The sequence below is a fragment of the Desulfobacter vibrioformis DSM 8776 genome (genome assembly GCF_000745975.1).
Lineage (GTDB): Bacteria > Desulfobacterota > Desulfobacteria > Desulfobacterales > Desulfobacteraceae > Desulfobacter > Desulfobacter vibrioformis.
On record NZ_JQKJ01000032.1, the window covers coordinates 1 to 26,691 of the forward strand.

The 26,691-nt window shown below is 45.9% G+C and carries 20 protein-coding genes, 1 tRNA gene and 1 pseudogene; 8 read left to right on the forward strand and 14 right to left on the reverse strand.

Annotated elements, in window-relative coordinates:
- From Q366_RS21775 to Q366_RS22195, 5 genes and pseudogenes are all read left to right on the forward strand, one after another.
- Positions 1-303 (forward strand): annotated as a pseudogene (locus tag Q366_RS21775) (hypothetical protein); the annotation flags it as partial.
- A 170-nt stretch (positions 304-473) separates the two neighbouring features.
- A complete protein-coding gene (locus Q366_RS16330; RefSeq protein ID WP_035240888.1) occupies positions 474-1,997 on the forward strand; it encodes a tetratricopeptide repeat protein in 1,524 nt (507 codons plus the stop codon).
- A gap of 317 nt (positions 1,998-2,314) precedes the next feature.
- Entirely contained in the window at positions 2,315-2,629 is a 315-nt protein-coding gene (locus Q366_RS16340; RefSeq protein ID WP_035240891.1) for a J domain-containing protein, read from the forward strand.
- A gap of 171 nt (positions 2,630-2,800) precedes the next feature.
- A complete protein-coding gene (locus Q366_RS16345) occupies positions 2,801-3,292 on the forward strand; it encodes a GFA family protein (protein ID WP_035240893.1) in 492 nt (163 codons plus the stop codon).
- A gap of 609 nt (positions 3,293-3,901) precedes the next feature.
- Entirely contained in the window at positions 3,902-4,027 is a 126-nt protein-coding gene (locus Q366_RS22195; protein WP_281175501.1) for a hypothetical protein, read from the forward strand.
- 21 nt (positions 4,028-4,048) lie between these two features.
- Here Q366_RS22195 and Q366_RS16350 read toward each other — a convergent pair whose 3' ends face one another.
- Positions 4,049-5,173, reverse strand: coding sequence for a hypothetical protein (locus Q366_RS16350; RefSeq protein WP_035240895.1), 1,125 nt, complete (start codon positions 5,171-5,173; stop codon positions 4,049-4,051).
- Between the two features lie 104 nt (positions 5,174-5,277).
- On the opposite strand from Q366_RS16350, the gene Q366_RS22300 reads away from it, so the two are divergent.
- Positions 5,278-5,448 carry a tyrosine-type recombinase/integrase gene (locus tag Q366_RS22300; protein WP_425388329.1) on the forward strand — a complete coding sequence of 57 codons (171 nt, stop codon included), beginning with the start codon at positions 5,278-5,280 and terminating at the stop codon, positions 5,446-5,448.
- A gap of 123 nt (positions 5,449-5,571) precedes the next feature.
- Here the strand turns inward: Q366_RS22300 and Q366_RS16355 are convergent, their stop codons facing one another.
- Together Q366_RS16355 and Q366_RS16360 are read right to left on the reverse strand one after the other, a co-directional pair.
- Positions 5,572-5,811 (reverse strand): YheU family protein, encoded by a 240-nt coding sequence (locus tag Q366_RS16355; protein WP_035240897.1) that lies wholly within the window; start codon positions 5,809-5,811, stop codon positions 5,572-5,574.
- 269 nt (positions 5,812-6,080) lie between these two features.
- Positions 6,081-6,156 (reverse strand) — tRNA-Lys (locus tag Q366_RS16360).
- A gap of 193 nt (positions 6,157-6,349) precedes the next feature.
- Here Q366_RS16360 and Q366_RS16365 point away from each other — a divergent pair.
- The gene (locus Q366_RS16365; protein ID WP_051958110.1) at positions 6,350-7,309 is read left to right on the forward strand and encodes a glutamate--tRNA ligase family protein; all 960 of its coding nucleotides are present in this window, start codon (positions 6,350-6,352) and stop codon (positions 7,307-7,309) included.
- On the opposite strand, the gene topA is transcribed toward Q366_RS16365, so the two are convergent.
- The 11 genes from topA to parE form a co-directional block, all read right to left on the reverse strand.
- A complete protein-coding gene (gene topA, locus Q366_RS16370; RefSeq protein WP_035240901.1) occupies positions 7,271-9,550 on the reverse strand; it encodes a type I DNA topoisomerase in 2,280 nt (759 codons plus the stop codon). The two genes, Q366_RS16365 and topA, sit on opposite strands and share 39 nt — an antisense overlap.
- Positions 9,551-9,552: 2 nt before the next feature.
- Positions 9,553-10,677 carry a DNA-processing protein DprA gene (dprA, locus tag Q366_RS16375; RefSeq protein WP_035240903.1) on the reverse strand — a complete coding sequence of 375 codons (1,125 nt, stop codon included), beginning with the start codon at positions 10,675-10,677 and terminating at the stop codon, positions 9,553-9,555.
- A gap of 8 nt (positions 10,678-10,685) precedes the next feature.
- The gene (gene ybgF, locus Q366_RS16380; RefSeq protein WP_035240904.1) at positions 10,686-11,420 is read right to left on the reverse strand and encodes a tol-pal system protein YbgF; all 735 of its coding nucleotides are present in this window, start codon (positions 11,418-11,420) and stop codon (positions 10,686-10,688) included.
- 11 nt (positions 11,421-11,431) lie between these two features.
- Positions 11,432-12,475: a protein translocase subunit SecF gene (secF, locus tag Q366_RS16385; RefSeq protein ID WP_035240906.1), complete on the reverse strand. Its 1,044-nt coding sequence runs from the start codon at positions 12,473-12,475 to the stop codon at positions 11,432-11,434.
- A 13-nt stretch (positions 12,476-12,488) separates the two neighbouring features.
- Positions 12,489-14,060 (reverse strand): protein translocase subunit SecD, encoded by a 1,572-nt coding sequence (secD, locus tag Q366_RS16390; protein WP_035240908.1) that lies wholly within the window; start codon positions 14,058-14,060, stop codon positions 12,489-12,491.
- Positions 14,061-14,084: 24 nt separating this feature from the next.
- Positions 14,085-14,432: a preprotein translocase subunit YajC gene (yajC, locus tag Q366_RS16395; RefSeq protein ID WP_035240910.1), complete on the reverse strand. Its 348-nt coding sequence runs from the start codon at positions 14,430-14,432 to the stop codon at positions 14,085-14,087.
- Positions 14,433-14,469: 37 nt separating this feature from the next.
- Positions 14,470-15,285: a hypothetical protein gene (locus Q366_RS16400; protein WP_035240911.1), complete on the reverse strand. Its 816-nt coding sequence runs from the start codon at positions 15,283-15,285 to the stop codon at positions 14,470-14,472.
- Between the two features lie 87 nt (positions 15,286-15,372).
- Positions 15,373-16,830, reverse strand: a complete 1,458-nt coding sequence (locus tag Q366_RS16405) for an Rne/Rng family ribonuclease (RefSeq protein ID WP_035240913.1) — start codon at positions 16,828-16,830, stop codon at positions 15,373-15,375.
- 117 nt (positions 16,831-16,947) lie between these two features.
- Positions 16,948-18,339, reverse strand: coding sequence for a membrane-bound lytic murein transglycosylase MltF (gene mltF / locus Q366_RS16410; protein WP_035240914.1), 1,392 nt, complete (start codon positions 18,337-18,339; stop codon positions 16,948-16,950).
- Entirely contained in the window at positions 18,336-20,621 is a 2,286-nt protein-coding gene (gene parC, locus Q366_RS16415; protein WP_035240916.1) for a DNA topoisomerase IV subunit A, read from the reverse strand. The genes mltF and parC overlap by 4 nt, the downstream gene beginning before the upstream one ends.
- A 5-nt stretch (positions 20,622-20,626) precedes the next feature.
- Positions 20,627-22,663 (reverse strand): DNA topoisomerase IV subunit B, encoded by a 2,037-nt coding sequence (gene parE / locus Q366_RS16420; protein WP_035240918.1) that lies wholly within the window; start codon positions 22,661-22,663, stop codon positions 20,627-20,629.
- Positions 22,664-22,812: 149 nt separating this feature from the next.
- Between parE and Q366_RS16425 the strand changes: the two genes are divergently transcribed.
- Positions 22,813-26,688 carry a class I adenylate cyclase gene (locus Q366_RS16425; protein WP_035240919.1) on the forward strand — a complete coding sequence of 1,292 codons (3,876 nt, stop codon included), beginning with the start codon at positions 22,813-22,815 and terminating at the stop codon, positions 26,686-26,688.
- The last annotated feature ends 3 nt before the right edge of the window (positions 26,689-26,691 follow it).

The window sequence follows — 26,691 nt, forward strand, 5'->3', positions numbered from 1 at the left end:
AATCTTACGCTTCGTCATGCCTTGGCGCCTCTGGTGAGAAAAACCCAGTGTTTCTGTAAGGATCGGGCCCAAATGAGACGGCGTGTGACCTTCTTTCAAGCCTTCTATAATTTTGCCAGGCCACATATGAGTTTGCGCTTACCTTTGTCTGAGCAGGAAACATCCGCCTTGGGATTGATTCACCCCAAGTGGCAACATCGAACCCCTGGAATGGCTGCCGGACTGACGAATCATGTTTGGACATTTCGAGAGCTTCTGACCGCTAAATTTGAGCCGTTTCATAATCAAAGTATTAGCGGGTGAGCACCGTAAATTAAGGGATAGAATTAATGATAAAAAGTGAAGAAGCACTCTATTATGGCAATAGATCAATGTATATTCTGCGGAAATCTGAAGAAGCCATTGATGTATTCCCGTTTTGAATGTATGCAAAAACTTAAGTGTACACTGTTGATGATGTTTGGAGAAAGCGGATGAAACTAACTGAGTATACAGATGCGGCTATTAAAAAGCGTAAAAAAACAGATTCCTCATTAGCAGTAACAATCAAAAAGCTTTCAAAGGACGAATTAGCCAACATAGTTATAACTTATGCTCAAAAATATCCTGACGTGAAACGGGATTTGATGGTACGTTTGGAATCGAACAAAAAAGCTACTTTTGAGACGATTCGAAAACATATCTACAATGCCTTTTCCTCAATTGAATCACAGAATTATTCCACATCAACGATCTCTAAAAAACTTTCAACTATTTTGCAATCAGTCGAGGATGCATCGTCCGAAATGCAGGCAAAAGTTTATTGGGCTGCAGCAGATGCAACCCTCTCGGAGTTAAATGCATATGGCATATATGATGATCCCCTGGAAGATCTGATCATTGATACATTTGAATCATTAGTGAATATTTTTACGGATAATGAATCGCTGAACGATCTGAAATCAGATGTTATTGATGGACTTATGTCGTATTATATTTCGGGAAACTCCGGGATAACGGATCTTATTTATGAGACTGCTTCAGGGCTGTGTCGGGAGGAATCTGATTACCAGATCATGATTGACAGATTAAAACGGTCTGGAAGCTCATACCATAAAGATCTGCTGGCTGGCTTGTATGCAGCGATAGGCGACACTGATACCCAGCAAAAAGTCCTGGAAAGCAAACTTGAATACGGAATGGATTATTGGAAACTGGCAAAGTATTGGTTTGACCAGGGTGATCGCACGAAAGCATTCGATGTGATATTAGATGGCATTGAAAAAGGCAATGGTCGAAAAAACGAATTATATGAGGCATTACAAAAGCATTATCAAGAAGAGAATGATTACGACAACATCTTGAAATTACTAAAACAAAAAATCGACAAAAACGAACTTGACCAGCGGATGTTAAGGGATGATGGCGCCTATCAATGTCTATGGGAGTACTACAGCAGAACAAATGACTATTCACAGCAAAAACAGCTTCTGGAATTGTGTTTGATGAGAAATGAAGTTGATCTGTTTTTTTACAAGAAAGCTGAAAAGACCCTGAATAAAGAAGACTGGGAAAATTTTGAATCAAAAATTATAATAAATCTGCAGAACAGCATCACGCAGCAACAGGAAAAACTTAAATCCCAGAAATGGACTTATGATGCGCCTTATGGGAGTTATGAAACATCGATATTGGCGGAAATTTATAATTATAAAAAGGAAGTTGACAAGTTGTTTGAAATCGTCAGGGGGAATATTGACCTCCTGCGGACGTATGAATCGCTCCTGCTTCCAAACTATGCTTCCGAATACCTGAATGTGTACAGGAACCGCATTGATCGTTTAATCGCAGCTCGTGGGCGTAAGAATTATCAGACCGCAGTACCATATGTAAAAAAAGTGAAGCAGATTTATACTGAGATGTTGGAGAAACCCTCAGATTGGAAGGCCTATATTACACACCTGCGCACCTCCAATAAATCCTTGCCGGCATTACAGGAGGAGTTGTCAAGGATGTGATGTCTATACAGCTACATATGAGCTTAAATGTTTATTTATTCCAGGCAGTAGTGTTCGGTGATCAACGGTCAGAAGACGATTTGATGCACAGGGCTATGCATTCAAAAGAAGCAGGAAAAGGGAATGAAGTTAGCATACGACTTCAAGGATACTGGTCCTATTTTATACAATGCCACTGCATTAGGCCTTGTAGGAAGTATTTGGGGAATATTTATTGGAGGGTTATGTTTTTTTTTAACAGGGACTAAAAACCATTTTAGACAAAGGCTGAACAATATACAATGCTATCAGAATTGCTAATACCGGCGTAAAAAAAAATGATTAAATATAATGATATTGTTGAAGCCAGAAAACTGTTGAATCTGCCTGAGCGGGCATCAATGGAAGAAATTAAATCAAATTACAGAAAACTCATCATGCAATGGCATCCAGATAAATGCCCTGATAATAATGAAAAATGCAATGAAATGACGAAAAAACTAATCTCTGCATATAAGACAATTCTTCTTTACTGCAATCAATATAAATATTCTTTTAAAAAAGAAGAATTTGAGCAATATTTGTCGGCTGAAGATTGGTGGTTTGAGAGATTTGGCAACGATCCTTTATGGGGAAATACCAAAAAATCTTAAAATAATGTTTGGTATTGTGTATGGACCAGGCTTTAAGCGCAGGAAAACAGCCAATTTCATCACGTCAGAACTTGAAAGTAGGTTTCGTGTGGACGATGATTTTTACAAAAACTGTTTCGTCGATGAAACACTCACGTCGATAAATTGGGATAAACAGAACAGGTGTTGAACATGGAAAATTCATTCGGACCCGAATATGCCTCCCTGGAAGACACGGGCTTTGTTGCCAAGTACCAAGCCTCATGCTTTTGCGGGGCCGTCCTATATGAGGTGAGCGCTGATCCAGTGGATGCCAAGCTTTGCCATTGCACAACTTGCCAGAGGCTACATGGAGCACCTATGCAGTGGGCAGCGATTTTCCACAAATACCATGTAAGATTCACCGCTGGTTTGGAGAATTTGGGTTTTTATAACAGTGAACAAAACCGGCCAGAACGTATCCTCCCCTGTAAAGTTCGCTGCGGCAAATGTGGCACCCCCATTGCTGATGAAGGGCGTAGGATGTGGCTCGCTTTCCCATCATTGTTTAATTTCGGACATCCCGCCAAGGTGCCGGAGTTATTCAAACCAACTTGCCATCTTTTCTATGGATCAAGGGTTGTCGAGCCACAAGACGATCTGCCCAAGTGGTCCGGGCACAAAAATCATTCTCAACTGCTGTAAACTGTTTCATCAATGAAACAGCAAAAAATTATTTTGGGGGGAAAGGACTGGCTGAAGAAGTGCTCACCACCGCACTCAAAGTTCCAACGACACAATGCTGGAGTAGTCAACGCCTTGATTGGAAAGGCTATGGGGCCCCAATTATAGACAAATCTGTCGTTTTACTATTCCTCTAAAATTCTGATTCGTTAAGATTTTAAATGTTAGCGTTACTCTTCTGCGGTCCCGGCTTTTTACGCCCCGTCGCAAGAGCATTGTTGAAACGCCCATGTTAATTTTTTAGAATAGTCGAATTTCTGAATTAAGCTGCCTTGGTCTTACTCCCAGAGGAAGGAGGACAATCAAATTGAAAACTCACCAATCAACTTTTCTCATAATTTCCACCAAATGTCCGGGACCCTTTTTTTTGATGCTGATATTGTCTAAAAAAACCAAATGAAAGGAGGTGATCATATGTCAAAAGGTAGAACAAGGGGACCTTCAAGTCATCCTGGACAGGGCGGAAACTGGCCAAGCTCGACAGGCAAACCCTCAGGTGGCGGACGTGGTAATGCTCCCACAAAAGGCAAATAGTTTAAATAATGAAATCAAAAAGTCAGGAGAATTAAAATGGCATTAAATCCGGATTATGATTACAGCCAGGACGAACTTGATAACCATTCCAGAAATATGGATCCTGAACATGACCAATACTGGGATTCAAGAGGCGAAGACAGGCCAGATGACGACGATTAAACTTTAATCACCACTGCCCCTTTATCTATCTGATATTGGGGCAGTATATTTTTGAACAAAATAGTCGTAGTAGATGTTATAATCCTGAAAAAACTCTTCAATGTCCTGGTTCGAACCTTTGTAAAATCGCACCTTATTAATCATTTCATCAAGGCCATGAAAAATGAAATTGAAATGCTTAACCCATTTGTAAAACATATAATGATGGAAAGTGTAATGTTCAGGGAAAAGGCAGGCAAGTATTTCAAGCACTGTGGAATTCTTGGGTTTCACTTTCTCCAAAGACCACCGTCGAAATTGCCTTGCTAAAGATTGGGGGTCCAATTTCTCTGACTTAATCATGTATTCTTCATCTTCGAAATTATCTTTTTCTTGTTCTGAAAGTAGCCGTCCTAATCGCTTCTCTTGTTTCTTAACAATTTCCTGTTTTAGACACGCGTCTTTTTCAGAAATGATTTTTTCAGCTATTTCTTCCCAACTTCTGCATGCCGACCTTTTCATAAGATACTCAAACCACCTTTTGATAGGGGATTTAATTTCATTACTTTCAAAACAGGGCAAAAAATCTCGAAATTGGGATTTTTTCTCTGGAATGTCAAAAAGTTCCGCATCAAGAGAGGCCATACAATAAAGCAGAATTCTTAAAAAAAAGAGCATCGTAAATCGGCAATATTCATTCACTGATGTCGCTTTTCTACTGGCTAAAAGTATATCTTGTTCGAATTTTAATTTCGCCAACGACAACTCAGAAAAGCATTCAGAATGTTTAATAAAATCTTGGTTTTTCGCATATGTGCTGAATTCAAGTCCTCGCTGTTCTAAGAACAAAATGAGTTTTTTCGTTTCCGGCAGGTGTTTTTGACAGAATTTTTTATTCACAGGATTGTTAAAAAATAATTCCCAAGGATTTCCTGGTTCCAAATTTTTTAACATTTCTGGCTTCAAACCCATATCCATGCCAAATTCATTCAATATCGTTGTGTTATAGCCATCACATGCCTTTTGTATGGTGCTATCTCTCGGGCTCCTTTCATTGTTGAAAATTGACTTCCAGGTTTTTCGACCGACATCAGTTATTTTTTCACACTGGATGGCAAGGTCAATTTCTTCAACTGATTCCAAAAGAAAATTGGGATGAAAAAGCATTGAATCTCTCGCTATAAAATTAGTATTTCAAGATCATATACCACTGAAATAGATGAAGATGCCACATGTTTTAGAATTCTGATCATGGTCACACCTTTCAAATTCTGTCCGTCAAAGAACTTGCCAGCCATCTGCTCCAGGCAAATTACGATATCAGTACAATTCAGGAGCTTTTGGGACATAGTGACGTTAGAAGTACTATGATTTACACGCATACTGTAAACTCAAAAGCCCTTTGGATCTTTAAAAAACATTCAATCCTTGAAAAGAAGTAATCTAACGGCAAGCACTAATGGTATGATTGTAGGGAAGCCGCACCTCTCAGTACCCCCACCACTACCAAAAGCATTGTTCACCATAACAAAAAAAAGTCCAGCCATCACTACCGCAACTAAAGCTCACCCCAAAGCCTTCACCAAAGGATCATCACTTCTCAAAACAGTACAGGATTCGGTTCCCTGGTCAAAAACGATAACGGCCTTGCCGGACCTGAGCAGACCCAGCACTTGGGCAATCTTCGTGCCTAAAGGCATTTCAACCTCACCATAGTCCGTTCCATCCCTGGTTACAAATTCTTCAACAACACCATGCAAAGCTTCGGGGCTCAGTTGGTCGTATGGGATTTTGACAGCTTTCAATTTTCAGGTTTCCAGTCATTCAGTGTTGTTATTTTTTTGTGGGTCGGTGTTTTCTTGATTTGATATTCCAACTGGTAAATGTATCCTTGGGCATGAAAATAGGGTGATTATTGAAATTTATCTTCATTCAATTGGTGATGGAGAACGAGCAGCTGTAGAGCGTCTGGAAAAGAGATTTGATCAATTTTCTCACACAGACTCTCACTCAGAAAGCCTTTAAAACGCAAAAAAGCCTTCAACTAAAAACGCTGAAAGCCTTGTTGCTGTGATGGTGGGCCATCGGGGAGTCGAACCCAGGACCTACTGATTAAGAGTCAGTTGCTCTACCAATTGAGCTAATGGCCCATCAAATTAAAGCCGAATAGTATCCAAGACTGCCGTTATTGTCAATGATTTTTTGATCATGAGCCTTATGATAATTTGGGGTTTGAATCTGTTATGGGGTTTTGTGCCGAGCATGATCAAATTTTTTGGAAATTTTATGATTCTCATGTTAAATCTTCGATCTGGAATAATTTAAAAGACAAGGGAAAACACATTGCAGGAAACGTTCATAACCTTTGAAAACAGTTCGCCTATGTGCCTTTCCCAGGTGCCGTCCAAGCCGGTTTCACGCCTTGCACCAACTCCCAGTGGCTTTTTGCACCTTGGCAATGCCGTAAATTTTCTGGTGACCTGGGCCATTGTCAGAAGCCGTAACGGAAGCCTTCATCTGCGCATTGATGATATGGACGGTATCCGTTTTAGGCCCGATGTGCTGGAAGATATCTTTACCAGCCTTGACTGGCTGGGCCTGGACTGGGATACAGGGCCATCGGGACCGGATGATTTTTATCAAAACTTTTCGTTGCACAAAAAAAAGGAATATTACCGGGGCAGGTTACAAGCCCTTGATAAAATGAGGCGAAAGACTTTTGTGTGTAGATGCAGCAGGGCATCCATAAAAAAAGTATCTCCCAATGGACTGTATCCGGGCACATGCCGAAATGCCGACTTGGTATTTGAACCCGGTCTTCATGCTGTTCGGTTAAGGGTGGACAATGATACCGGCATTCAGGTCAATAATCATCGTATTGATCTGGCCGAAGCATTTGGAGATTTTGTCCTCTGGCGCAAGGATGATCAACCCAGTTATCACCTGGCAAGTCTTTTGGAAGATGAAGAAGGCGGTATCAATTTAATTGTCCGGGGCCAAGACCTGCTCTTTTCCACGGCAGCCCAGATTTATCTTGCCCAATGTTTTGGTTTCTCTTCATTTCCGGCATGCCGATTTCTTCATCACGGGCTTGTTTTGGGGGATAATGGCGAAAAGTTGTCAAAGTCAAGGGGTGCCTATGCCCTCAAAGACCTGAGGCAGTCTGGGGGCTCTCCTGCCTTCGCCGTAAAAACAGCAGCCCGGGTTTTAGGGCTTAAACACAATCCAATTCTTACCGCACAGGATCTAAAACACGCATTGATTTCATTGAACAGGCAAAACGCTTTTTTTAAACCCGCATGAACGGTCCGGGCATTTCAGAATTTTGCCATCCCGCTTTGTCTCTTTTTCCAGGAGGTAGGGGCTGCCGCAGTCCGGGCAGCTTTCGTTGACAGGTTTGTCCCAGGTGGCAAAGGTACAATCCGGATATTTGGAACACCCGTAGAATATTTTCCCCCGTTTTGAGTGTTTTTCCACAATTGTGCCGTCGCACCCTTTTTCAGGACAGGGTACGCCTGTATCTTTGCTTGAGTTCTCCTGGGCCACGGACTCCGTGTGTTTGCATTCGGGATATCCGGTACAGGCGATAAACAATCCGAATCTGCCGTCTTTTTGCACCATGGGCTTGCCGCATTTGGGACAGTCTTTGACCGGTTCGCTGTCCTGGATTTTTTCGACAATTTCAATATTGCCCTTTTCATCCCTTGTGTAATTACTGGTAAAGCTGCATTCGGGATATCCGGTACAGGCCAGAAAATGCCCGTTTTTGCCGATTTTGATATTCACGGGTTTTCCGCATAAAGGGCATTTGATATCGGTTTCAATGCCTACGCCCTTAACGGAAACCATATGGTCCTTGGCGTTATCCAAGGTGGTTTTAAAATTGGAATAAAATGCTTTTAACAGATCTACTTCGTTGAGTTTCCCCTGTTCCACATCATCAAGATTGGTCTCCATCTGGGCCGTGAATGAAATATCTAAAAGGTTGGGAAATGAACCCACTAAAAGATCATTAACAATAAAGCCAAGCTCGCTTGGGGTAAAATACCGTTTGATCAGATCCACGTATCCTTTATCCTGGATCACGGCCAGAATAGAGGCATAGGTGGATGGCCTGCCAATGCCGTTTTTTTCAAGCTCCTGGACAAGGGAGGCTTCTGAAAACCTGGGCGGAGGCTTGGTAAAATGCTGGTCAGGATTGATTTTCCGGGTTGTCAGCGCTTCCTTGGGTTCCACCGGCGGCAGGGATTGGATCTCTTTTTCACTGTTTTTTTCCTGGGTCGCATACAACCGCATGAACCCGTCAAATCGGGTCGTGGATCCGGAAACGGAAAACAGATACTTGTCCGTTGCCTCAATTAGGATGGATTTCTGGTCGATCAGGGCCTGGGCCATCTGGGAAGCCACAAACCGTTTCCATATCAGATCATAGAGTTTGAACTGATCCGGCGACAGAAAGGATTTAAGTTTTTCCGGGGTGTTGGAAACCGAGGTGGGGCGGATGGCTTCATGGGCATCCTGAACCTTGTTTTTGTTTTTAAAGAATCTGGGTGCATCCAAGGCATAGGCGTCTCCAAAGGTTTGGCGGATCAAATTTAAAGCCTCGTGGGCTGCTTCCGGGGCAATACGGGTGGAATCCGTACGCATGTAAGTGATCAGACCTTCGGGACCACCGCTGCCGATCTCAATGCCTTCATAGAGCTGCTGGGCCACAATCATGGTTTTTTTGGCGGAAAAGCGCAGCCGGTTAATGGCATCCTGCTGGAGTTTACTGGTGATAAACGGCGGTAAAGGATTGCGCTTGATGGTTTTGTTTTTGATCTCCAGGACAATGAAACTGGCCTTTTCAAGGTCTGCCACAATGGCATGGGCCTGGTCCGCATTGGTGACCTTGGCTTTTTTGCCGGATATTTTTATCAACGCTGCATTGAAAACAGGCGGATTTCCCGCCTCAAGATCCGCGGTAATGGTCCAGTACTCTTCCGGCTCAAACGCCCGGATCTCCCGCTCCCTGTCACAGATGATTTTAACGGCTACGGACTGAACCCGGCCGGCACTTAGTCCTCGTTGGATTTTTTGCCATAAAATCGGTGATATCTGGTAGCCCACCAGCCGATCCAGTTTTCTTCTGGCCTGCTGGGCGTCATACTTGTCCGCATCCGGTTGCGTGGGATGGGAAAGGGCTTCGGTAATCCCTTTTTTTGTTAATTCATGGATAAGAACCCGGTGGAATTTGCGGTCCTTTTTTTTCAAAACTTCCATGATATGAAAGGCAATGGCTTCCCCTTCGCGGTCCGGGTCAGGGGCAAGGAATATCTCATCTGTATCACCGGCGGTTTTTTTCAAATTGGAGATGATCTTTGATTTATCTTTTATATTGACGTAGTTGGCCTTAAAATTGTCGTCCACATCAATACCCAGCGTTTTCACCGGAAGGTCACGGATGTGGCCGGCACTGGCCGCCACATTATACTCCTTTCCGATATACTTTTTCAGGGTTTTGATTTTGGTTGGCGATTCGACAATGATAAGCGGCTTTGCCAATGTTATTCCTCCAAAATTGAAAATTTATTGCCTGGATGACGAACAATAAGTCCTGACAATTCCAAGTCAAGCAGGGCTGCAGAAACCTGCGCGCTTGTCAGACCGCTTGAAGCGGTAATATGATCAATATGTCCGGGATAAAGATCGAGGTGTTTATATACCATGGTCTGGATTTTGTCCATGGCTGGTTTATTTTTTGCCGGTTTTGGTGAAGTCGGTTTTTCTGCGGCATGGACAAACTGGGACAGTTCATCAATGATGTCCATCTCATTTTCTATGAGGCGCGCGCCCTGTTTAATCAGGTGGTGGGTGCCCCGGCTTTGGGTTGATTTGATGCTGCCCGGGACGGCAAATACCTCGCGGTTGTATTCCCCGGCTAATCGGGCAGTAATCAGGGACCCGCTTTTTTGGGCCGCTTCCACCACAACTGTGCCGCAGGACAGGCCTGCAATAATTCTGTTGCGCCGGGGAAAATTGGCGGGCAACGGGGCCGTGTCCGGAAAAAATTCGGAAATCACAGCCCCCTGTTTTCTGATCCGGCTGTACAAGGGGCGGTTGTGCCTGGGGTAGATATGGTTAAGGCCTGATCCGAGAACAGCCAGTGTCTGTCCGGTATCATTTTCAAGTGCGCCTTTATGGGCCGCGGTATCAATCCCCAGGGCCATGCCGGACACAATGGTAAAACCAAATGCCGTGAGGCGTCCGGCAAGGTAACTGGCTGTATCCATGCCGTACCGGGTGGCCTTTCGTGACCCCACAATGGAGATACAGGGGGCATGGGGATTAAATGTGCCGTCATAAAATAAAAGGGCAGGGGGATCGGGAATTTCTTTAAGCAGGGCAGGGTATTCAGGTTCGGTTAACACCACAGCCCGGTATCCGGAATCCTGGACCTGGGCAAGGCGTTTTCGGGCACCCGGTTCAAATTTTTTGTGTCCAAGAAGGCTTTTTATAGCTCTGGAAGATATAATAACATCCGGCACAGATAAAAGTTGTGTTTCAGATGCCTTTAAAATGGCTTGGGGTGTTTTAAAATACTGAATCAGATTTTTAATTACACGGGGGCTGAGCCCCGGCAGTTCCGTTAACATGAACCAAGGCAGATATGTATCCGGACAGTGCATCATTTAAATAATTACTGTGTCTGGGATAATTTTTGTTGGGCCTTGTCCGCTGCCAGTGAAAAGGGGTAGCGGGTGATGACTTGCTTGAAGTAGTGATTGGCCTGGTTCACATCATCCATGGACATGTAGGCATATCCTGTTTTAAGCAGGGCGTCCGGGACTTTTGAACCCTTGGGATAAGTCAGGACAAGCGTTTTAAAAATTTCTGCCGCTTTTTCATACTCGCCTGTGGTGTAACTGCATTCCCCAAGCCAGTAAAGGGCGTTGTCTGCCAGTTCATGATCTGGATATTTTCTGACAAAATCTGAAAACAGTGTCCGGGCCGTGGAAATATTACGTTCAAGCAGCAGGGCTCTTCCTTTGTTGTAAAGCTTGACAGGGTCTAAATCCCCGGTCGCTTCATGGGATGTTGGCTGATTTGGCTTGGCAGGGTACGCTGGGTACGCCTGATTGGGGACCGGAGGAGAGGATTTGCGCTGTGAATAAGATTTTTTTTCAAGCAGTGCAATCCGGTTTTCAAGCCGGGTGATTTTTTCTTCCATATGCCTGGTGCGGATATCCTGGTCAAGTGATGTATCTATTGGAACGTTGGTGGGAACGGATGTGCCGTCAGACACAGTCTCACTGGTGTTCTGTGTCTGACCGGCAGTCAGTGTATGTTTTTTTATGCACCCGCAGGAAGCGGTCAAAAAAAGAATGGAAAAAAGCAGCGCAATCCTTGAAACATTTCTTTTGGATGCGGGCATAGGCCTTATTTTTATCCTTTCTTATTTCTATGGGCCATAAAAACAATGGGGGATGCAATGAAAATGGATGAATAGGTACCCACCACAATACCGATGATCATGGCAAAGGCAAAGTTATGAATGATTTCTCCGCCAAGGAAGAAAAGAGCCAGCAGCACGACCAATGTGGTGAACGATGTCAATATGGTCCGTGACAGGGTTTCATTGATACTCCGGTTAAACAGGTCCGGTACCAGGGAATGGTCTGAATTCCCTTTGATATTTTCCCGGATTCGATCAAACACGATGATGGTGTCGTTCAATGAATACCCGATGATGGTTAAAAGGGCGGCAATGATCTGCAGGGAGAAATCAAGATTGAGCAGGGAAAATACGCCCACAGTAATGGTTACATCGTGGATCAGGGCCACAATGGCGCCAATGGCGTACTGAAGCTGAAGATACCAGAACAGTACCAGAGAGACAACCAGGGCTGCTGCAATCAAAAAAGGCATGGACAGGTTGAAGACGGATAAAAAATAAACCGCCGCCATCAATGCGCCTGCCGTGATTCCGGCGATGGTCCATTTCTGTTCAAAACGGCCGGATATGTAAATCGTGATAAACAGCAGGGAATAGAAAATGGCCAGAAGTGCCTTTTTCTTTAAGTCATTTCCCACCTGGGGGCCGACCATTTCCACACGCCGGATATCAGGCTCAAGGGAAGTTGCGTCCTTCAATCCTTTTGAAACGGTGTCAGAGAGCTGATTGCCCAGGGCGTCGGCATCACTGGAGGTGCGGATCAGGTATTCATGTGCCCCCTGTTCACCAAATCCCTGGACAGAGACATCTTTAAGGCCAATCTCGTCCAATCCTTTGCGGATGTCGGAAACATCAACTTTCTGGGAAAATTTAACCTGCACCAGGGTGCCGCCGGCAAAATCTATTCCGTAATTGGGGCCATTATGAATAATCAGGGAGACAATACCTGCCAGAATCAGGATCAGGGAAAAAATAAAACCCAATTTCCGCATTCCCATAAAATCGATATGAGTACCCGGCTTGATAAACTGCATGATGATAAGTTCCTTATATGCTCAATGCGTCGGATTGTTTGTTTGCAAGAATCAGATCGTAGATGCTCTTGGACAGGATCAGGGCAGTAAACAAACTGGCGACGATACCTAACCCCAGGGTTATGGCAAATCCCTTGATCGTGCCAGTGCCGAACTGGAACAGAACAATGGCTACGATCAGGGTGGTGACATTGGCATCCATGATGGTCAGTGTAGCACGGTCATATCCGGCATCCACAGCTGCCTTGGGAGATCGGCCGGCCCGAAGTTCCTCCCGGATCCGCTCAAAGATAATCACATTGGCATCCACTGCCATACCAATGGTCAGGATGATACCGGCAATACCCGGCAAGGTCAGGGTGGCACCGAAAACTGCCAGTCCGCCACCGATCAGAAGGATATTCACAATCAGGGCAAGGTCGGCGACCAGACCTGCTCCTTTGTAATAAATGATCATGAAAAAAATGACCAGGGCACCGCCCACCAGCATGGAAACCAGGCCCATGCGCACAGAGTCCGCACCCAGGGTGGGGCCAACGGTTCGTTCTTCAATGATTTTAACCGGCGCAGGCAAGGAACCGGCTCGCAGGGCAATGGCAAGGTCCGTGGCTTCTTCAAGGGTAAAATGTCCTGTGATCCGGGCTTTGCCGCCGGAAATACGGTCCTGGATATTGGGGGCGGAGTATACGTTTTTATCCAGTACAATGGCCAGGCGTTTGTTCACATTGGCACCGGTGATCCGTTCAAAGATTCTGGAACCTTTGCGGCTGAACTCAATACCTACCTGGGGCTGCTGGAACTGGTCAAACTCCACCCGGGCATTGGTTAAATGGCTGCCGTCAAGCTCCACATGTTTTTTGATCAGAAATGGCGTTCTGGTCTGGCTGCCTGTACCGGAGTTTTTTCTTACCTGGTAAAGGATCTCATCTCCCACAGGCGGTTTTCCGGCTAGGGCGGCATTGACGTCGCCCTGTTCATCCACAAGCTGGAATGTGAGCTGGGCGGTTTTGCCAATCAACCCTTTGGCACGTTCGGGATCACTGATGCCCGGCAGCTGAAGGAGAATTCTGTTGCCGCTCTGGATTCTGATATCCGGTTCACTGACACCGAATTCGTCAATACGGTTTCGAATGGTCTCCAACGCCTGCTCCGTAGCCATTTTCTTGATGGAATCCGATTCCTTATCAGGCAGACGCAGGGTAAAGGCAATGCCGCCGTCAATATTTTTAACCGAAGGAACCTCAAGGCCGGCATATTCATCTGACAACAATTTTTCCACCGCTGATCTGTTGTCTGCCCCGGATATTTGGGCGATTATTTTATGATCAGCGGTCTTGTCAATGCCCATGTGCTGTATTTTTTCATTTTTCAGGTCCAGTTTAAGCTGGCTGATGGTGCGGTCAATCTCGGCCTTGACCGCTTCTTCGCTTTGTACCTCAAGCACCAGATGCATGCCGCCCTGCAAATCAAGGCCAAGGTTTATTTTTTTATGCGGCCAGGTATTGGTGAATGTGGGCAGCAGGCATACAACAGCAGCGACAATGACCCCCAGAATCAATACGCGCTTTATGGTAAAGAATTTCAATCTCATCACTCCTGAAGGATTTGGTTAATTTTTTTCTTTGGGTGTTGCCGCAGCTTCATTTTCCGAGATCAGACCGCCGATGTTTCCCCGAGCTACCTTGATTTTAACTTTTTCAGCAATCTCAAGGCCAATGGTGGTGTCGTCCAGGGAGACAATGGTGCCGAAGATGCCGCCGGATGTTACAACCCGGTTGCCTTTTTTCAGATTGTCGATCATGGCCTTATGTTCTTTGGCCTTTTTTTGCTGGGGCCTGATGAGCAGGAAATAAAAAATGGCAAACAGAATAATAATGGGTAAAAATCCAGCCAGTCCGCCGGCTTGTCCGGCCTGTCCACCAGGGGCGCCCATGGCGTATGCAGTGCTAATAAACATGTTCCTCCTTAAATTGGGTAAGTTAACTTTTTAAAAATTAATGCACCGGTATCCAGATATTGCTTCCATCAAACCGGAGTCTATCCACATGATTAAAATCAATTTGTTCAAGCAGGGCAAATACCTCATCCATATTGTAGATGACCACTTTGCTTAAGGGGTCTATGATGTTTATATCCGCGGTTATTTTTTTTTCTTTTAGATTATAAGTAACCACCATGGTTTCCGAAAATTTTAAAATTTTACCTACACCCGAACTTATGCCTGAACGTTTGGGTTCATCAGCGGTTTTTCCCAGGTGAATACCTTTACGGGTATAAAAGTCTTTAAGCATCCTGAAGTGGATGTTCCAAATATTGTCGCCCGGCTGGACCACATATATCCCGTAAGTGGCTGATGCCACCGGCTTTTGGGCGCCGGATTCGTCAAGTTCCTTTTCAAGCACCTTGCCTTTGCCGGCAAAGGTCTGTTCAATCACCTTTTCCATGGAAATCGTATTTCCTCCCACGGTAAAGGCCTCATCGGATTTGACAATCAGATCCACACTGTCTTTGACACCCAGATCCTTTTTACGGGACGCCATCAGATCTTTTATAATACCTTCTTTTGCAAGCTCATTATAGTCAATGACTGCGGGTTTGTTTATCTGTTTGACCACCCCGCCCGGCAAAGGATCTGTTTTTTGGGCCCCGGATTTATCCTGGGGGAGTTCAGTCTTTTGGCCTTGGGGCGGTCCAGAGTTGCCGGGCTGCCTGCCCATGATAATCCAGACCACGACAAGAGCGGCTGCAATAACCACGGCAAGGGCGATGATAGGCATCATTGAGTGTCGTTTTTGTTTGTAAGTACGCACAGCCTCTCCTTTCTAAACTCACCTAAGGTTGCTTCAGATACAATAAAAAATCAGACATTGTCAAGTTGACCTTACTTGCAGATAACACTAATTAATGCTGTTCTGGCCGGAAATCATGGTATGGTCAATTTCAATATTTATGGTTACCTGGCGTTTTGTTTCAAGCTCAAGAAGTTCTTCTCTTTTGGTATTGAGCATGTAATAGGCGACGTCTTCGGGAACCCGGCAGGTAAATTTCTGATCAGGTTCCGCTTTCAGGGTTTTTAGCGCTAACTGTCGCAGCAGTGCAAGTGCCTGGACTTCAACAGAAGGCGTCATACCCCGGCCATTGCAATGTCTGCAGGTCTCATAGGCCCCGTAAGTGATGGAGTGGCGGATCCTTTGCCTGGACATTTCAAGAAGTCCGAACGCGGTGATCCCTCCTACCTTGGTTCTGGCCTTGTCAGTTTTTAAATGTTTTTTCATGGTTTTGGTAATTTCTGCCTTGTGGCGGCGTTCCTTCATGTCAATGAAATCCACCACAATAAGCCCGCCCATATCCCGCAGCCGCAACTGCCGCGCCACTTCTTCGGCCGCTTCAAGGTTGGTGTGAAAGGCTGTCTCCTCAATGCTGTTTCTTTTTGTAGACTTTCCGGAGTTGACATCAATGGAAACCAGGGCCTCGGTCTGTTCGATCACCAGAAAACCACCGGATTTTAAAGCCACTTCTCTTCTGTAAATGGAAGATATCTGCTCCTCAAGCTGGTATTTGGTAAAAATGGGTTTTTCACTTTTGAACAGCCGGACAATTTTTTTCTGTTTGGGTGCAATCATCCCGATAAAGTCCAGAACCTCCTTGTAGGTATCTGGATTGTCAATGAGTATCTCGGTGATATCTGTTGTAAAATAGTCCCTTAAAGAACGTACGGCAAGGCTTTGTTCCTTATAGAGAAGACAAGGCGCCTGGTTTTCCATGGCCAGTTTGTCGATGTTTTTCCATACGCGCATCAAATACCGAAGGTCCGAGGTCAGCAAGGTTTTGGTGGCGCCCTTGCCTGCGGTTCTGACAATCATTCCGAATCCTTCGGCAATTGTCAGGCCCTTGAGAACCCCAACCAGACGTTTTCGTTCCTCTTCTTCTTCAATTTTGCGGGAAACCCCCCTGGTATTGTTACCCGGCATTAGTACACCAAAGCGTCCGGGAAGGGAAATATAGGTGGTCAGCATGGCCCCTTTGAGATTAATCGGGTCTTTGGTGACCTGGACAATCATCTCCTGGCCTTTTTTAATTAAGTTGAACAGGGATCTGTCATTTTTTTCAACTTCCTGGAAATAATCCGGGTGGATTTCGTTTTTCTGCAGAAATCCGTTTTTCTCGGCGCCGTAATCCACGAATACGGCCTGCAGGCTGGGTTCCACCCGGATGACAATACCTTTATAGATATTCCCTTTGGTTGCCGCTTTGGCAGTTGTTTCGATGTGAAATTGATCCAGTTTGTTGTCAAAAACCATGGCAATACGGTTTTCTTCCGGATCCATTGCATTAATTAGAATTTTTCTGCTCATTCATGATCTCGTTTTTCGTTATAATCGTTTAAAATTGGGTATGTCTCTGCAATGCATTGAATGAAATATCTACAACGCGCTGCAGATTGATATGTCTTATATACCTGCCACAACTTTTTATCCGGCTATGGCAGCTTTTTTTTGTTTGAGAATATCGAAATATGTCCGGATACGCTCCACATAATGAACCGGTTCCCAGCCCCGGGCATATCCGTATTTTGTCTGGTTATAGTATTTTTCTTTGGACAACAAAGGAAGCGCCGCCTTCAGTCCTTTCCAGGTATTTGGGGCATACCCTTTTCCCTTTGCCAGGCTTATGGCGTCTTTAACGTGCCCGTATCCGATATTATAACTTGCCAGGGCAAACAACAGCCGCTGGGATTCATCTTTAATATAATCAAATCGCTTGTACATTAAAGCTAAATATTTTATTCCTGCGCGGATGCTTTGTTGGGGGTCTCTGCGGTTTTTAATGCCCATTTCCCTGGCGGTTTCTTCGGTAACCTGCATCAGCCCGCGAACATTGGTAAAGCTTTTTGCATTCGGATCAAAATGGGATTCCTGGTACACCATGGCTGCCACCAGGCGCCAGTCAAACCCGTGTCTTTCGCATTCTTCCTTGATCACGTCTTTGTATTTGGGCAGCCGGGTCTCTATACGCTCATGAAATTTTTTCATCTCATAGGCGTCAAAATTGTCGATATTATCATAATATTTGGCTGTAATGCGTTTTAATATACCCGTGTTGATGGCATGAAGGAAGAATTTATTGACCTGCTTGAGCATCTCTTCATCGTTTTTCCGAACCGCCCAGGCCAGGGACTCACGTTCCTGTACGGGAATGCCGATGCGTATGTCCGGAAAAAAACGCCGGGTGAGAAGGGCGATATTGGAATCGGCAATAGTGAATTTAATCTCCCTGTCATGGACCATGCCGATGAGCTCTTCTGTGGGGATGTTGTTATGCAGCACATACTCCAGATCCACGCCCGAAGCCTTTATTTCTGACAGCCTGCAATGGTAGGATGTTCCTCGCCTGACATGAAAAGTTCTGAATTCCATGTCGTTGATGTTCTTGGGACCAAAGGTGAGGTTGTGGTGGATAATACGCTGCTGTATGGTCATGTAGGGGATTGAAAAATCAGCATATTCCATGCGCGGGGCAGTAATGGAAAGCCCTGCAGCGATAAAATCACCTTTGCCCTGTTTGAGGTACTCGAACATGTTATTCCAGCCGGGTGTTATGACATCAAGTTCCACATTCATGAATTTGGCAAACTCCAGGGCCAGGTCATATTCAAATCCCGTGGGCTTGTTGTTGTACAGATAGTAGGTGTTTATGGCCTTGCTGGTAATCAGGCGCAGCTTGCCGTTTTTGCGTATTTTTTCAACGGTGTTCAGGGTACTGTCGATTTCCTGGTGGTGAATCAGCACACAAAACCGTACAAACCCTATGGTTACAATGATAAGCGTTAGTAATACAAAATGTTTATTTAAAAATAATTTCATGAATCCGTATCATCTGTAGCCGACTTGATGGGGATAATTTCAAGGTTATCAACGTTTCTGTATCCCCGGGGAAGCAGTTTTCCCCGCCGTCCCCTTGTGCCTGTGTAATCCTGCTGATTACCTGGCGTCAGCCGCAAGAAATGTTTGCCCGAATGTATAACAAGATTTGAACTTAAAGGCAATATTTTTAGAAGCTTAAGCTTCTCAGGCTGATTCTGGCCTTTTCCGGAAGCCGGAATATGAATGATTTTGTTGCCCTTGCCCTTTTTCAGGCGCGGCAGCTGGTTGGCCGGGAAAATCAGCATCCTGCCGCCGGTGGTGACTGCGGCAATGCGGTCGCAGTTGACATCGGGTATGGGAAGGGGTGCCATGGGCAGATCATTGTTGGATAAAGTGATCACTGCCTTGCCGTTTTTAAAATGGGTTAAAAAATCACTGAATTTGATGATATAGCCATACCCATTATCTGCGCCGGTGAGGAACAGGTCCTCATCTTCGGCGGCAACCATGTAGCAGATGGTGGTATCCGGGGCAAGGGTGAGATGCCCTGTAACAGGTTCCCCGTTTCCCCTGGCCGAGGGCAGGGCATGGGCGAACAGGGTGTAGGCCCGGCCCGACGTGTCGATGAGCACAATGGGTTTATCAGACCGGGTGTGCAGATGGCACAGCAGATCATCCCCGTTTTTAAATTTTACATTTGCAGGATCTATATCATGGCCCTTTGCTGCCCGTATCCATCCATTGGCGGACAGGATGATGGTTACCGGTTCCACCTCGATAACATCCGTAACCGAGAATGCTTCGGCATCTTTGCGTTCTTTAATGGGGGATCTGCGCTTGTCACCAAAGTTTTTGGCATCTTCTTCAATTTCTTTGATCATAAACGCTTTAAATGCATCAGGCGAGTTCAAAAGATTGTCCAGATGGGCCTTTTCCTTGGCCAGTTCAGTCATCTCCCCGGTGATTTTGATCTCTTCCATTCTGGCTAACTGGCGCAGCCGGATTTCCAGGATTGCCTTAACCTGGATTTCGGACAGGTCAAAGGTGTCCATGAGTTCTTTTGCCGGATCATCAGCCCTGCGGATAATTTCAATCACCTGATCAAGGTTGAGGTAAACGGTTTTAAATCCTTCCAGGAGATGCAGCCGGCTGACAATCTTTTCGAGACGAAACCGGAACTTTTTTTCAATGGTTGCTTTTCTGAAACCTAGCCATTCGTTCAGGATCTCTTTTAGATTTTTTACCTTTGGGCGGCCGTTCAGGCCGATCATGTTCATGTTGATTGAAAAGGATTTTTCAAGCTCCGTGGTGGCAAAAAGATGGTCTGCCAGGGCGTCAAAATCCACACGGTTTGACCGTGGAATCACCACCAGCCGGGTGGGGGCCTGGTGATCGGATTCATCGCGCAGATCCGATACCATGGGCAGTTTTTTGGCGCTGATCTGGGCGGCGATCTGCTCGTAAATCTTTTCAGTGGACGCATGATAGGGAAGGGCGGTGAATATCAGTTCCCCGTCTTCTATGATGTACCGGGCCCGCATTTTTACACGCCCTTTGCCTTTTTCATAGATGTCGCAGATCTCTTCTGCGGACGTTATGATTTCAGCTTCCGTTGGAAAGTCAGGGCCTTTAATGCATTTACAGATCTCTTTTGTGTCGGCATTTTCATTTTCAATGAGAAGAATCAATGCCTTTGCCACTTCCCTTAAATTGTGCGGCGGGATGGAAGTGGCCATGCCCACGGCAATGCCGGTGGTGCCGTTGAGCAGAATATTGGGCAGACGGGCCGGCATCAGGGACGGTTCTTCCAGGGTTCCGTCAAAATTGGGAACCCAGCCCACCGTGCCCTGTTCCAGTTCGTCCAAAAGAATTTTTGCATACCGGGACAGCCTTGATTCCGTATACCGCATGGCTGCAAAGGACTTGGGGTCATTGGGGTCTCCCCAGTTGCCCTGTCCGTCCACCAGGGGGTATCTTAACGAAAATGGCTGGGCCATCAGGACCATGGCCTCGTAACAGGCTGTATCTCCATGGGGGTGAAATTTGCCCAGGACATCACCCACGGTCCTGGCCGATTTTTTGAACTTGGCCGTGGAAGAGAGTCCAAGCTGGCTCATGGAGTATATGATTCGGCGCTGGACAGGTTTGAGCCCGTCACCGATATGGGGCAGTGCCCGGTCCAGAATGACATACATGGAATAGTTCAGGTAAGCGTTCTGGGTAAACTCCTGAAAGGGCAGACATTCAAATTCTTCTACATTGGAAGACGGGGTCTGAATCATGTGTATTAAATCTCTTTGATTACTCCATGGGTTTCAATCCAGTGTTTCCGGTCCCGGGTTCTTTTTTTGCTCAAAAGCATGTCCATGACCTGGATCACATCATCCTTTTCAGACGTCCGCAAATTATCTGTTGCCAATGGGACCGCCGAAGGCGTGTTTTCAGATGTGTCTGGTGACGCTTGGTTTTCTAAAACCCGGATATTTTCCTGGTCCTTGATACCTGGTTTATCTGAAACTGTGAGCTGGACCAGGCGTCTGGAGTCCGGAGCAATGGTGGTCTCCCGAAGCTGTGATGGATTCATCTCCCCTAATCCCTTGAAACGCTGGATATTGATTTTTGATGGCTTTTTCCTGCGGCTCAGCCGTTTGGTGATGGCGTTTCTTTCTGAATCATCAAGGGCGTAAAACACCTCTTTTCCCATATCAATCCGGTAAAGGGGCGGCATGGCCACAAATACATGGCCCTGCCGCACCACTTCCGGAAAATGCTTTAAAAAAAGTGCGCACAAAAGGGTAGCAATGTGCAGGCCATCGGAGTCTGCATCGGCCAGAATACATAATTTGTTGTACCGCAGTCTGGAAATATCATTTGATCCCGGGATCACGCCCAGTACCTGGGAAATGTCCCGGATTTCCTTGGATTCAAGAATGGCTGTAGAGCTTAAATCCCAGGTATTCAAAATTTTTCCCCGCAGGGGCATGATGGCCTGGAAACGCCTGTCTCTGGCCTGCTTGGCCGAACCGCCGGCAGAGTCCCCCTCCACAAAGAAAAGCTCCCGCTGGCTTTGGTCATCACTGGCGCAGTCTGACAGTTTGGCCGGCAAAGAGGCTCCGCTGGTCCGGGTTTTCAGGGGCACTTTTTTGCGTTTTCGTTCACGGTTTTTGGCATTTTCAATGGCTGCCCGGGCAAGGGTTGCGCCCAGGGCCACGTTCTGGTTCAGCCACAGACTGAACGCGTCCCGGACTTGAAGATTCACCAGGTTTGCACAGTGCCGTGAAGAGAGGCGTTCTTTGGTCTGGCCTGAGAACTGGGCTTCCACAAGTTTCACAGACAGTACATATCCCACATTCTGCCAGATATCCTCGGGGGTAAGAAACACGCCTTTGGGCAGAAGGTTCCGAAATTTGCAGAACTCTTTGACCGACTCCAGCAGGCCTGATCTGAATCCGTTGACATGGGTGCCCCCAAGTTTTGTGGGAATGAGGTTAACATAGCTCTCCTCAAGGTCAAGGCTGTCCGTTTCACCCCAGTTCACTGCCCATACGGCCTGGAATTCATCATTGTCCGAAGATCCTGTGAACGGTTCCGGAAAAAGGGTCTTTGTGTTTTTGACCCTCTCTCTAAAATATTGATCCAGACCCTGGTCGTAATGCCAGGTGTCGGTTTCGCCGGTTTGTTCAAGGGTAAAGGTTGTGATCAGCCCCTGGCACAGGACCGCCTTGGATTTCAGCGCTGCCCGGATGGCATCCGTATTGAATTGATTTGTGTCAAAATAGGCCGGGTCCGGTTTAAATTCCAGCCTGGTCCCGGTTTTGGCGGCTGTGCCGGTCTCTTCCAGGTCCTTTGTTTTCAGGCCTTTTTGAAATTCAATGGTGTACCGTTTGCCATCCCGGCAAATATCAATGCACAGATGAATGGACAGGGCATTGACCACCGAAACACCTACCCCGTGCAGCCCGCCTGAAAACGCATAATTCTTGGTTGAAAATTTGGCGCCTGCATGCAGCTTGGTCATGATCAGTTCAACACCGGAAATCCCTTCCTGGGGGTGGATGTCCACGGGCATTCCCCGGCCGTTGTCCGATACAATGATTCTGTTGTCCTGTGTCAGGGTGACATCAATGCGTGTGGCAAAGCCTGCAATGGCCTCATCCACACTGTTGTCAATCACTTCAAAGGCCAGGTGGTTCGGGCTTGACGTATCCGTGTACATGCCGGGTCTGCGCTTGACCGGGTCAAGGCCTTTGAGCACCTCTATGGACCGGGCGTCATACCCTGGGTCTGCGCTCTTGTTCTGTGTTCGGTCATCAAATAATTTCATAAAATGGTTCTGGTATGATATACAATATTGAAGCGTGTAACGAAGTTTTAAACTAAACCTAAATCATATACCAAATTTTAATTAAAATATAGCCCGGCATGACATAAAAAATTTGAAACTGCCTGGAATATAGGGATTGGCACAGCGATATGGATGACTCTAATCCTGGATTTAATCATCAGACCTTTGATGATTACTGGAAGGATCTTGATGAACAACAGCGTAAAGATTTGCTTCTTCAGGCACCACAATTTCCTGCCTACCTTGGTCTTCTTCCTATTTTAAGCAGTATCTTTTCAACCCATTACCCTTTAAGGGAAGCGGGAAGAAAGAGTTTGAACGAGATGGTTTTGATCCTCTGGAAGAATATTGAAACACCGCTGGAAAACAAGTCGCTAAAACAGGCACAAGCCGAAGCCTTTCAGGGGGCAGCCCTTATTTACCGTACAATCCTTGTGCAAATGGTATTTTCAGATAAAAGTGTCCTCATCCGGGCGCTTATGAATATCGGCAGTATTGGCGCTTTTTTTGCTTTTAAAGCGATTTACCTGGAACGGGTATCCCCGGACGTGATAAAAAAATGCCTCAAGGATCTGGATGACCGTCGTTGTCTGATTTTTGCCGACCAGTATCTCCAGGCAGACCCTGCCATCCGTCTGCGTTTTGCAACGCTGTTTCGCTATGTCCTTGCCAGCGTCCGGCAGCGCCAGGCGGTGACCTGGTATTATGCCGGCCTGTTTGACCAAGGGCGTGATGTTGATCCCTTTTTGAATAATATTGACACCGCGTTGCGAGACCCTTTTCTCATAGAGGAAAATGAGCTTTTGTCCCCGGAGCCCCAAGATAGAATTGCCGGCCTTAAAGCCATTTCAATGATGCGATCAAGGGTGCCTTTACAGATTCTTAAAAAAGCGCTGACCCAGGAAACCGTAAAAAAGGTCAGAATGGCTGTATACAGTCTGATTGAAAATTCATCCTTTGGACTGTACCCGGAACTGTTCGAGCCTGTATTTCAGCGGTTTCAAAATGCCCGGACAAATGAGGCTGTCAGCGCCTTTAAGGCCCTTGTTGTGACTGGCAGACACCCCTTTCACAAACTCATGGACATGGTTCGGGACACGTATCCTTCCATAATTCCCATCATACATATGGAAATCTCAGAGCTGTCCAGGCTCTCATTTTTTGCGCTCCAGGATATTGCCCTGAATAAGGGTGCGTATCAGGGTGAAAATTATGATGTCAATCTGGCATCTATTTTCGGCATGATCAAAAAACGTCCGGAACGGGTGGTCAGGATTTTAAAGGAGAACATAAAAATTTGCGGCTCGGACCGAATCAGGAACGAAGTGGACAGGCTCATGGTAAAAACCCAGCACCTGCTGCTCCAGGAACGCAAAAGCATTGCCGCGCCTTTCAAGAATATCCGGATGGAAATGCCCGAAAAAAAATCCATGGCCTCTTTTTTCAAGTCCATGCTCAAGGATCCGGTCCAAAAAAAACTGGATGATTTAAAGCAGCGGATTATTCCCCAGGACCTGGATTTGCGTAAGGCAATCATCCATGACCAGGATCTGTCCGGGATGAATTTGACCAGAGCCAGACTTGATCTGACCCATGCACAGATTGTCAATACTTTTTTAACAGGCATTCAAGTGTCAGGTGGTGTCTGCCGTAATGCCTTATTTTATCATATGAATCTGGATGAGGCGGTGTTTGATCTGACCTGTTTTGATCATGCCATATTTATCAATGTGTCTGCCCAAAATGCAAAATTCAGGCAGTGCAGTTTTCAAAACGCCTCTTTTTACAATTGTAATTTAAACGGGGCAGACATGAGCGATGCCCTGTTCATTGGCGCAGTCATCTCAAAATCTTTCTTTAACGAAACCAATTTGACCTGTGCTGTTTTCGCACATGCGCGACTATCCGGCCTTTCCTTTTCCAATGCCTGTCTTCACATGGCCGATTTTACCAATGCCAGGGCCAGGTTCTGCCGGTTTGCCTCCCATGGGGCCATTGATCTGCGCACCCGGGGCCTGAATTATAATGACAGGGAACACCAGCTCAGCTTCAATGACCTGCCAAGGATTGAACCCCGGATGGCCAATGAAATCAATATGCTCATTTTCTGCGAATTTATTCATTTCGGACAGTCAAAATTTCTTAAACAGAATAAATTGAGCCTTCTGACTGCCTTTGATATTTTCAAACCGGAGCAGGCGGACTTTTTTCAGCTTCTTCCCTTACTGATCCATGAAAATATTGCAATGCCGGAAATCCGCAAGATACCATCTACCACACCCTGCGGTGTGGTAGATTATCTGCCGTCAATGGAGACTGGACGGGTTGGCCGGCGGTATCTGGGGGGCAGCAATGTGATTGTCCGCCGGCATCCGGAGCCCTGCATACTTGCGTTATATGTCATGGGAAGCGTGGGATCCCTTGCACAGACTGCCCAGTCTGACATTGATTACTGGGTCTGTATAGATGAAAAGCGGTTGGGCCGCCAGGGTAACGAACTTTTGCGCCAGAAACTTGATGCCCTGGAACGTATGGCTCTGGATCGGTTTAAAATCCATGTCACCTTTTTTCTTGTGGACATTTTTAAAGCCCGTGACAATGATTTTGGCGGCTCCACCCAGGAAAGTTCGGGCTCTGCCCAGGCCCGGCTGCTCAAGGAGGAGTTTTATCGAACCATGATTCATGTGGCAGGCAGCCTTCCCCTGTGGACGGTGCTGCCCACCAGCATCAGTATTAATTATTATAATCTGATTTTTGATCGTATCAATCGCCTGCCCGGTACGAAACGGTATATTGATCTGGGTGATATCCATGCCATATCCTGTAATGAATATTTTGGCGCGTCTGTCTGGCAGATGTTTAAATGGCTGAAAAGCCCTTTTAAATCAGTTATTAAAATGGCGCTTCTGGAAAAATACATCAATACCTATGGCCGGGAGCCCATGTTGTGTAATGAGTACAAAAATGAATGGATGAATTCGGGAACCCATCTCAAGCCTGGGCAAAATGATTCTTATATCATTTTGCTTAACACCCTGATTCACTTTTATACAACGTCCGATGACACCCGCTCCATCAATCTGCTGCTCACCTGTTTTTTTCTTAAACTGGGAATTACAAAACAGTCGGAACTGAACTTCAGTGTTTTTGGCCTGCGGCGTATCCTTTTGGAAAGATGTATGCGGGAATGGGGATGGGATCAGGAAAAGGTGTTTGAGGTCGGCCGGTTCAGAATCTGGCCTTATACCGCTATCCACCGCCTGTCTCAAACCATTGAGCAGTATATGATAACACGGTATAAGGACCTTAAAACCCGGTTTCGGGATGATGACGGGTTATTTATTTCCGATCAGGACCGCATGGTTCTTGAACGTAAGGTGGATATTCAGTTCCAGGATAAGCCGGGTAAGATTAAAAAACTGCTTTTAGTTTCAAGCGGAGATCGTCATTTTTCAAAGCTTTACCTGAAATATCTGCCTGTGCCTGGAAAAATATACGGCCAGTGGGAGTTGATCCATAAATTGTCCAGCCAGGTCCGGTCGGATGAAGAGTCCATACTTACGGCAGGTTCTGTGGAAGAGATTGGCGCCTGGCTGATTCACAACCATCTTTATACAGACCGCACGTTCTTTTCCATGGCGCCTAATCCCACGGCAGTTTCCCATGACAGTATTGAAAAACTTTACAGAGCCATGCATGATTTTTTTATCCCTGAATTAACAAAACCGGTCAGCTTTGATGCGGTGAGAAAGATGCCGCTTATCACAAGTCTGTTTGTCTCGGTCAATTTTTATGCGAAAAAAACAAACGGCAGAATTTCGGATTTTACACTGGTTTACCTGAATTCCTGGGAAGAGATGTTTCTGAACACCGCAAGGCTTAAGGTGCCGGTGGAAGACCTTGAGCCGGTCAAAAAACAGATCTGCACACGGCTTGGTTTAAAGCAGCTGCCTGAAAAGACTGTTTTTCATGTCCCCAAAAAGGGGTACCCCATGATGACTTGATGA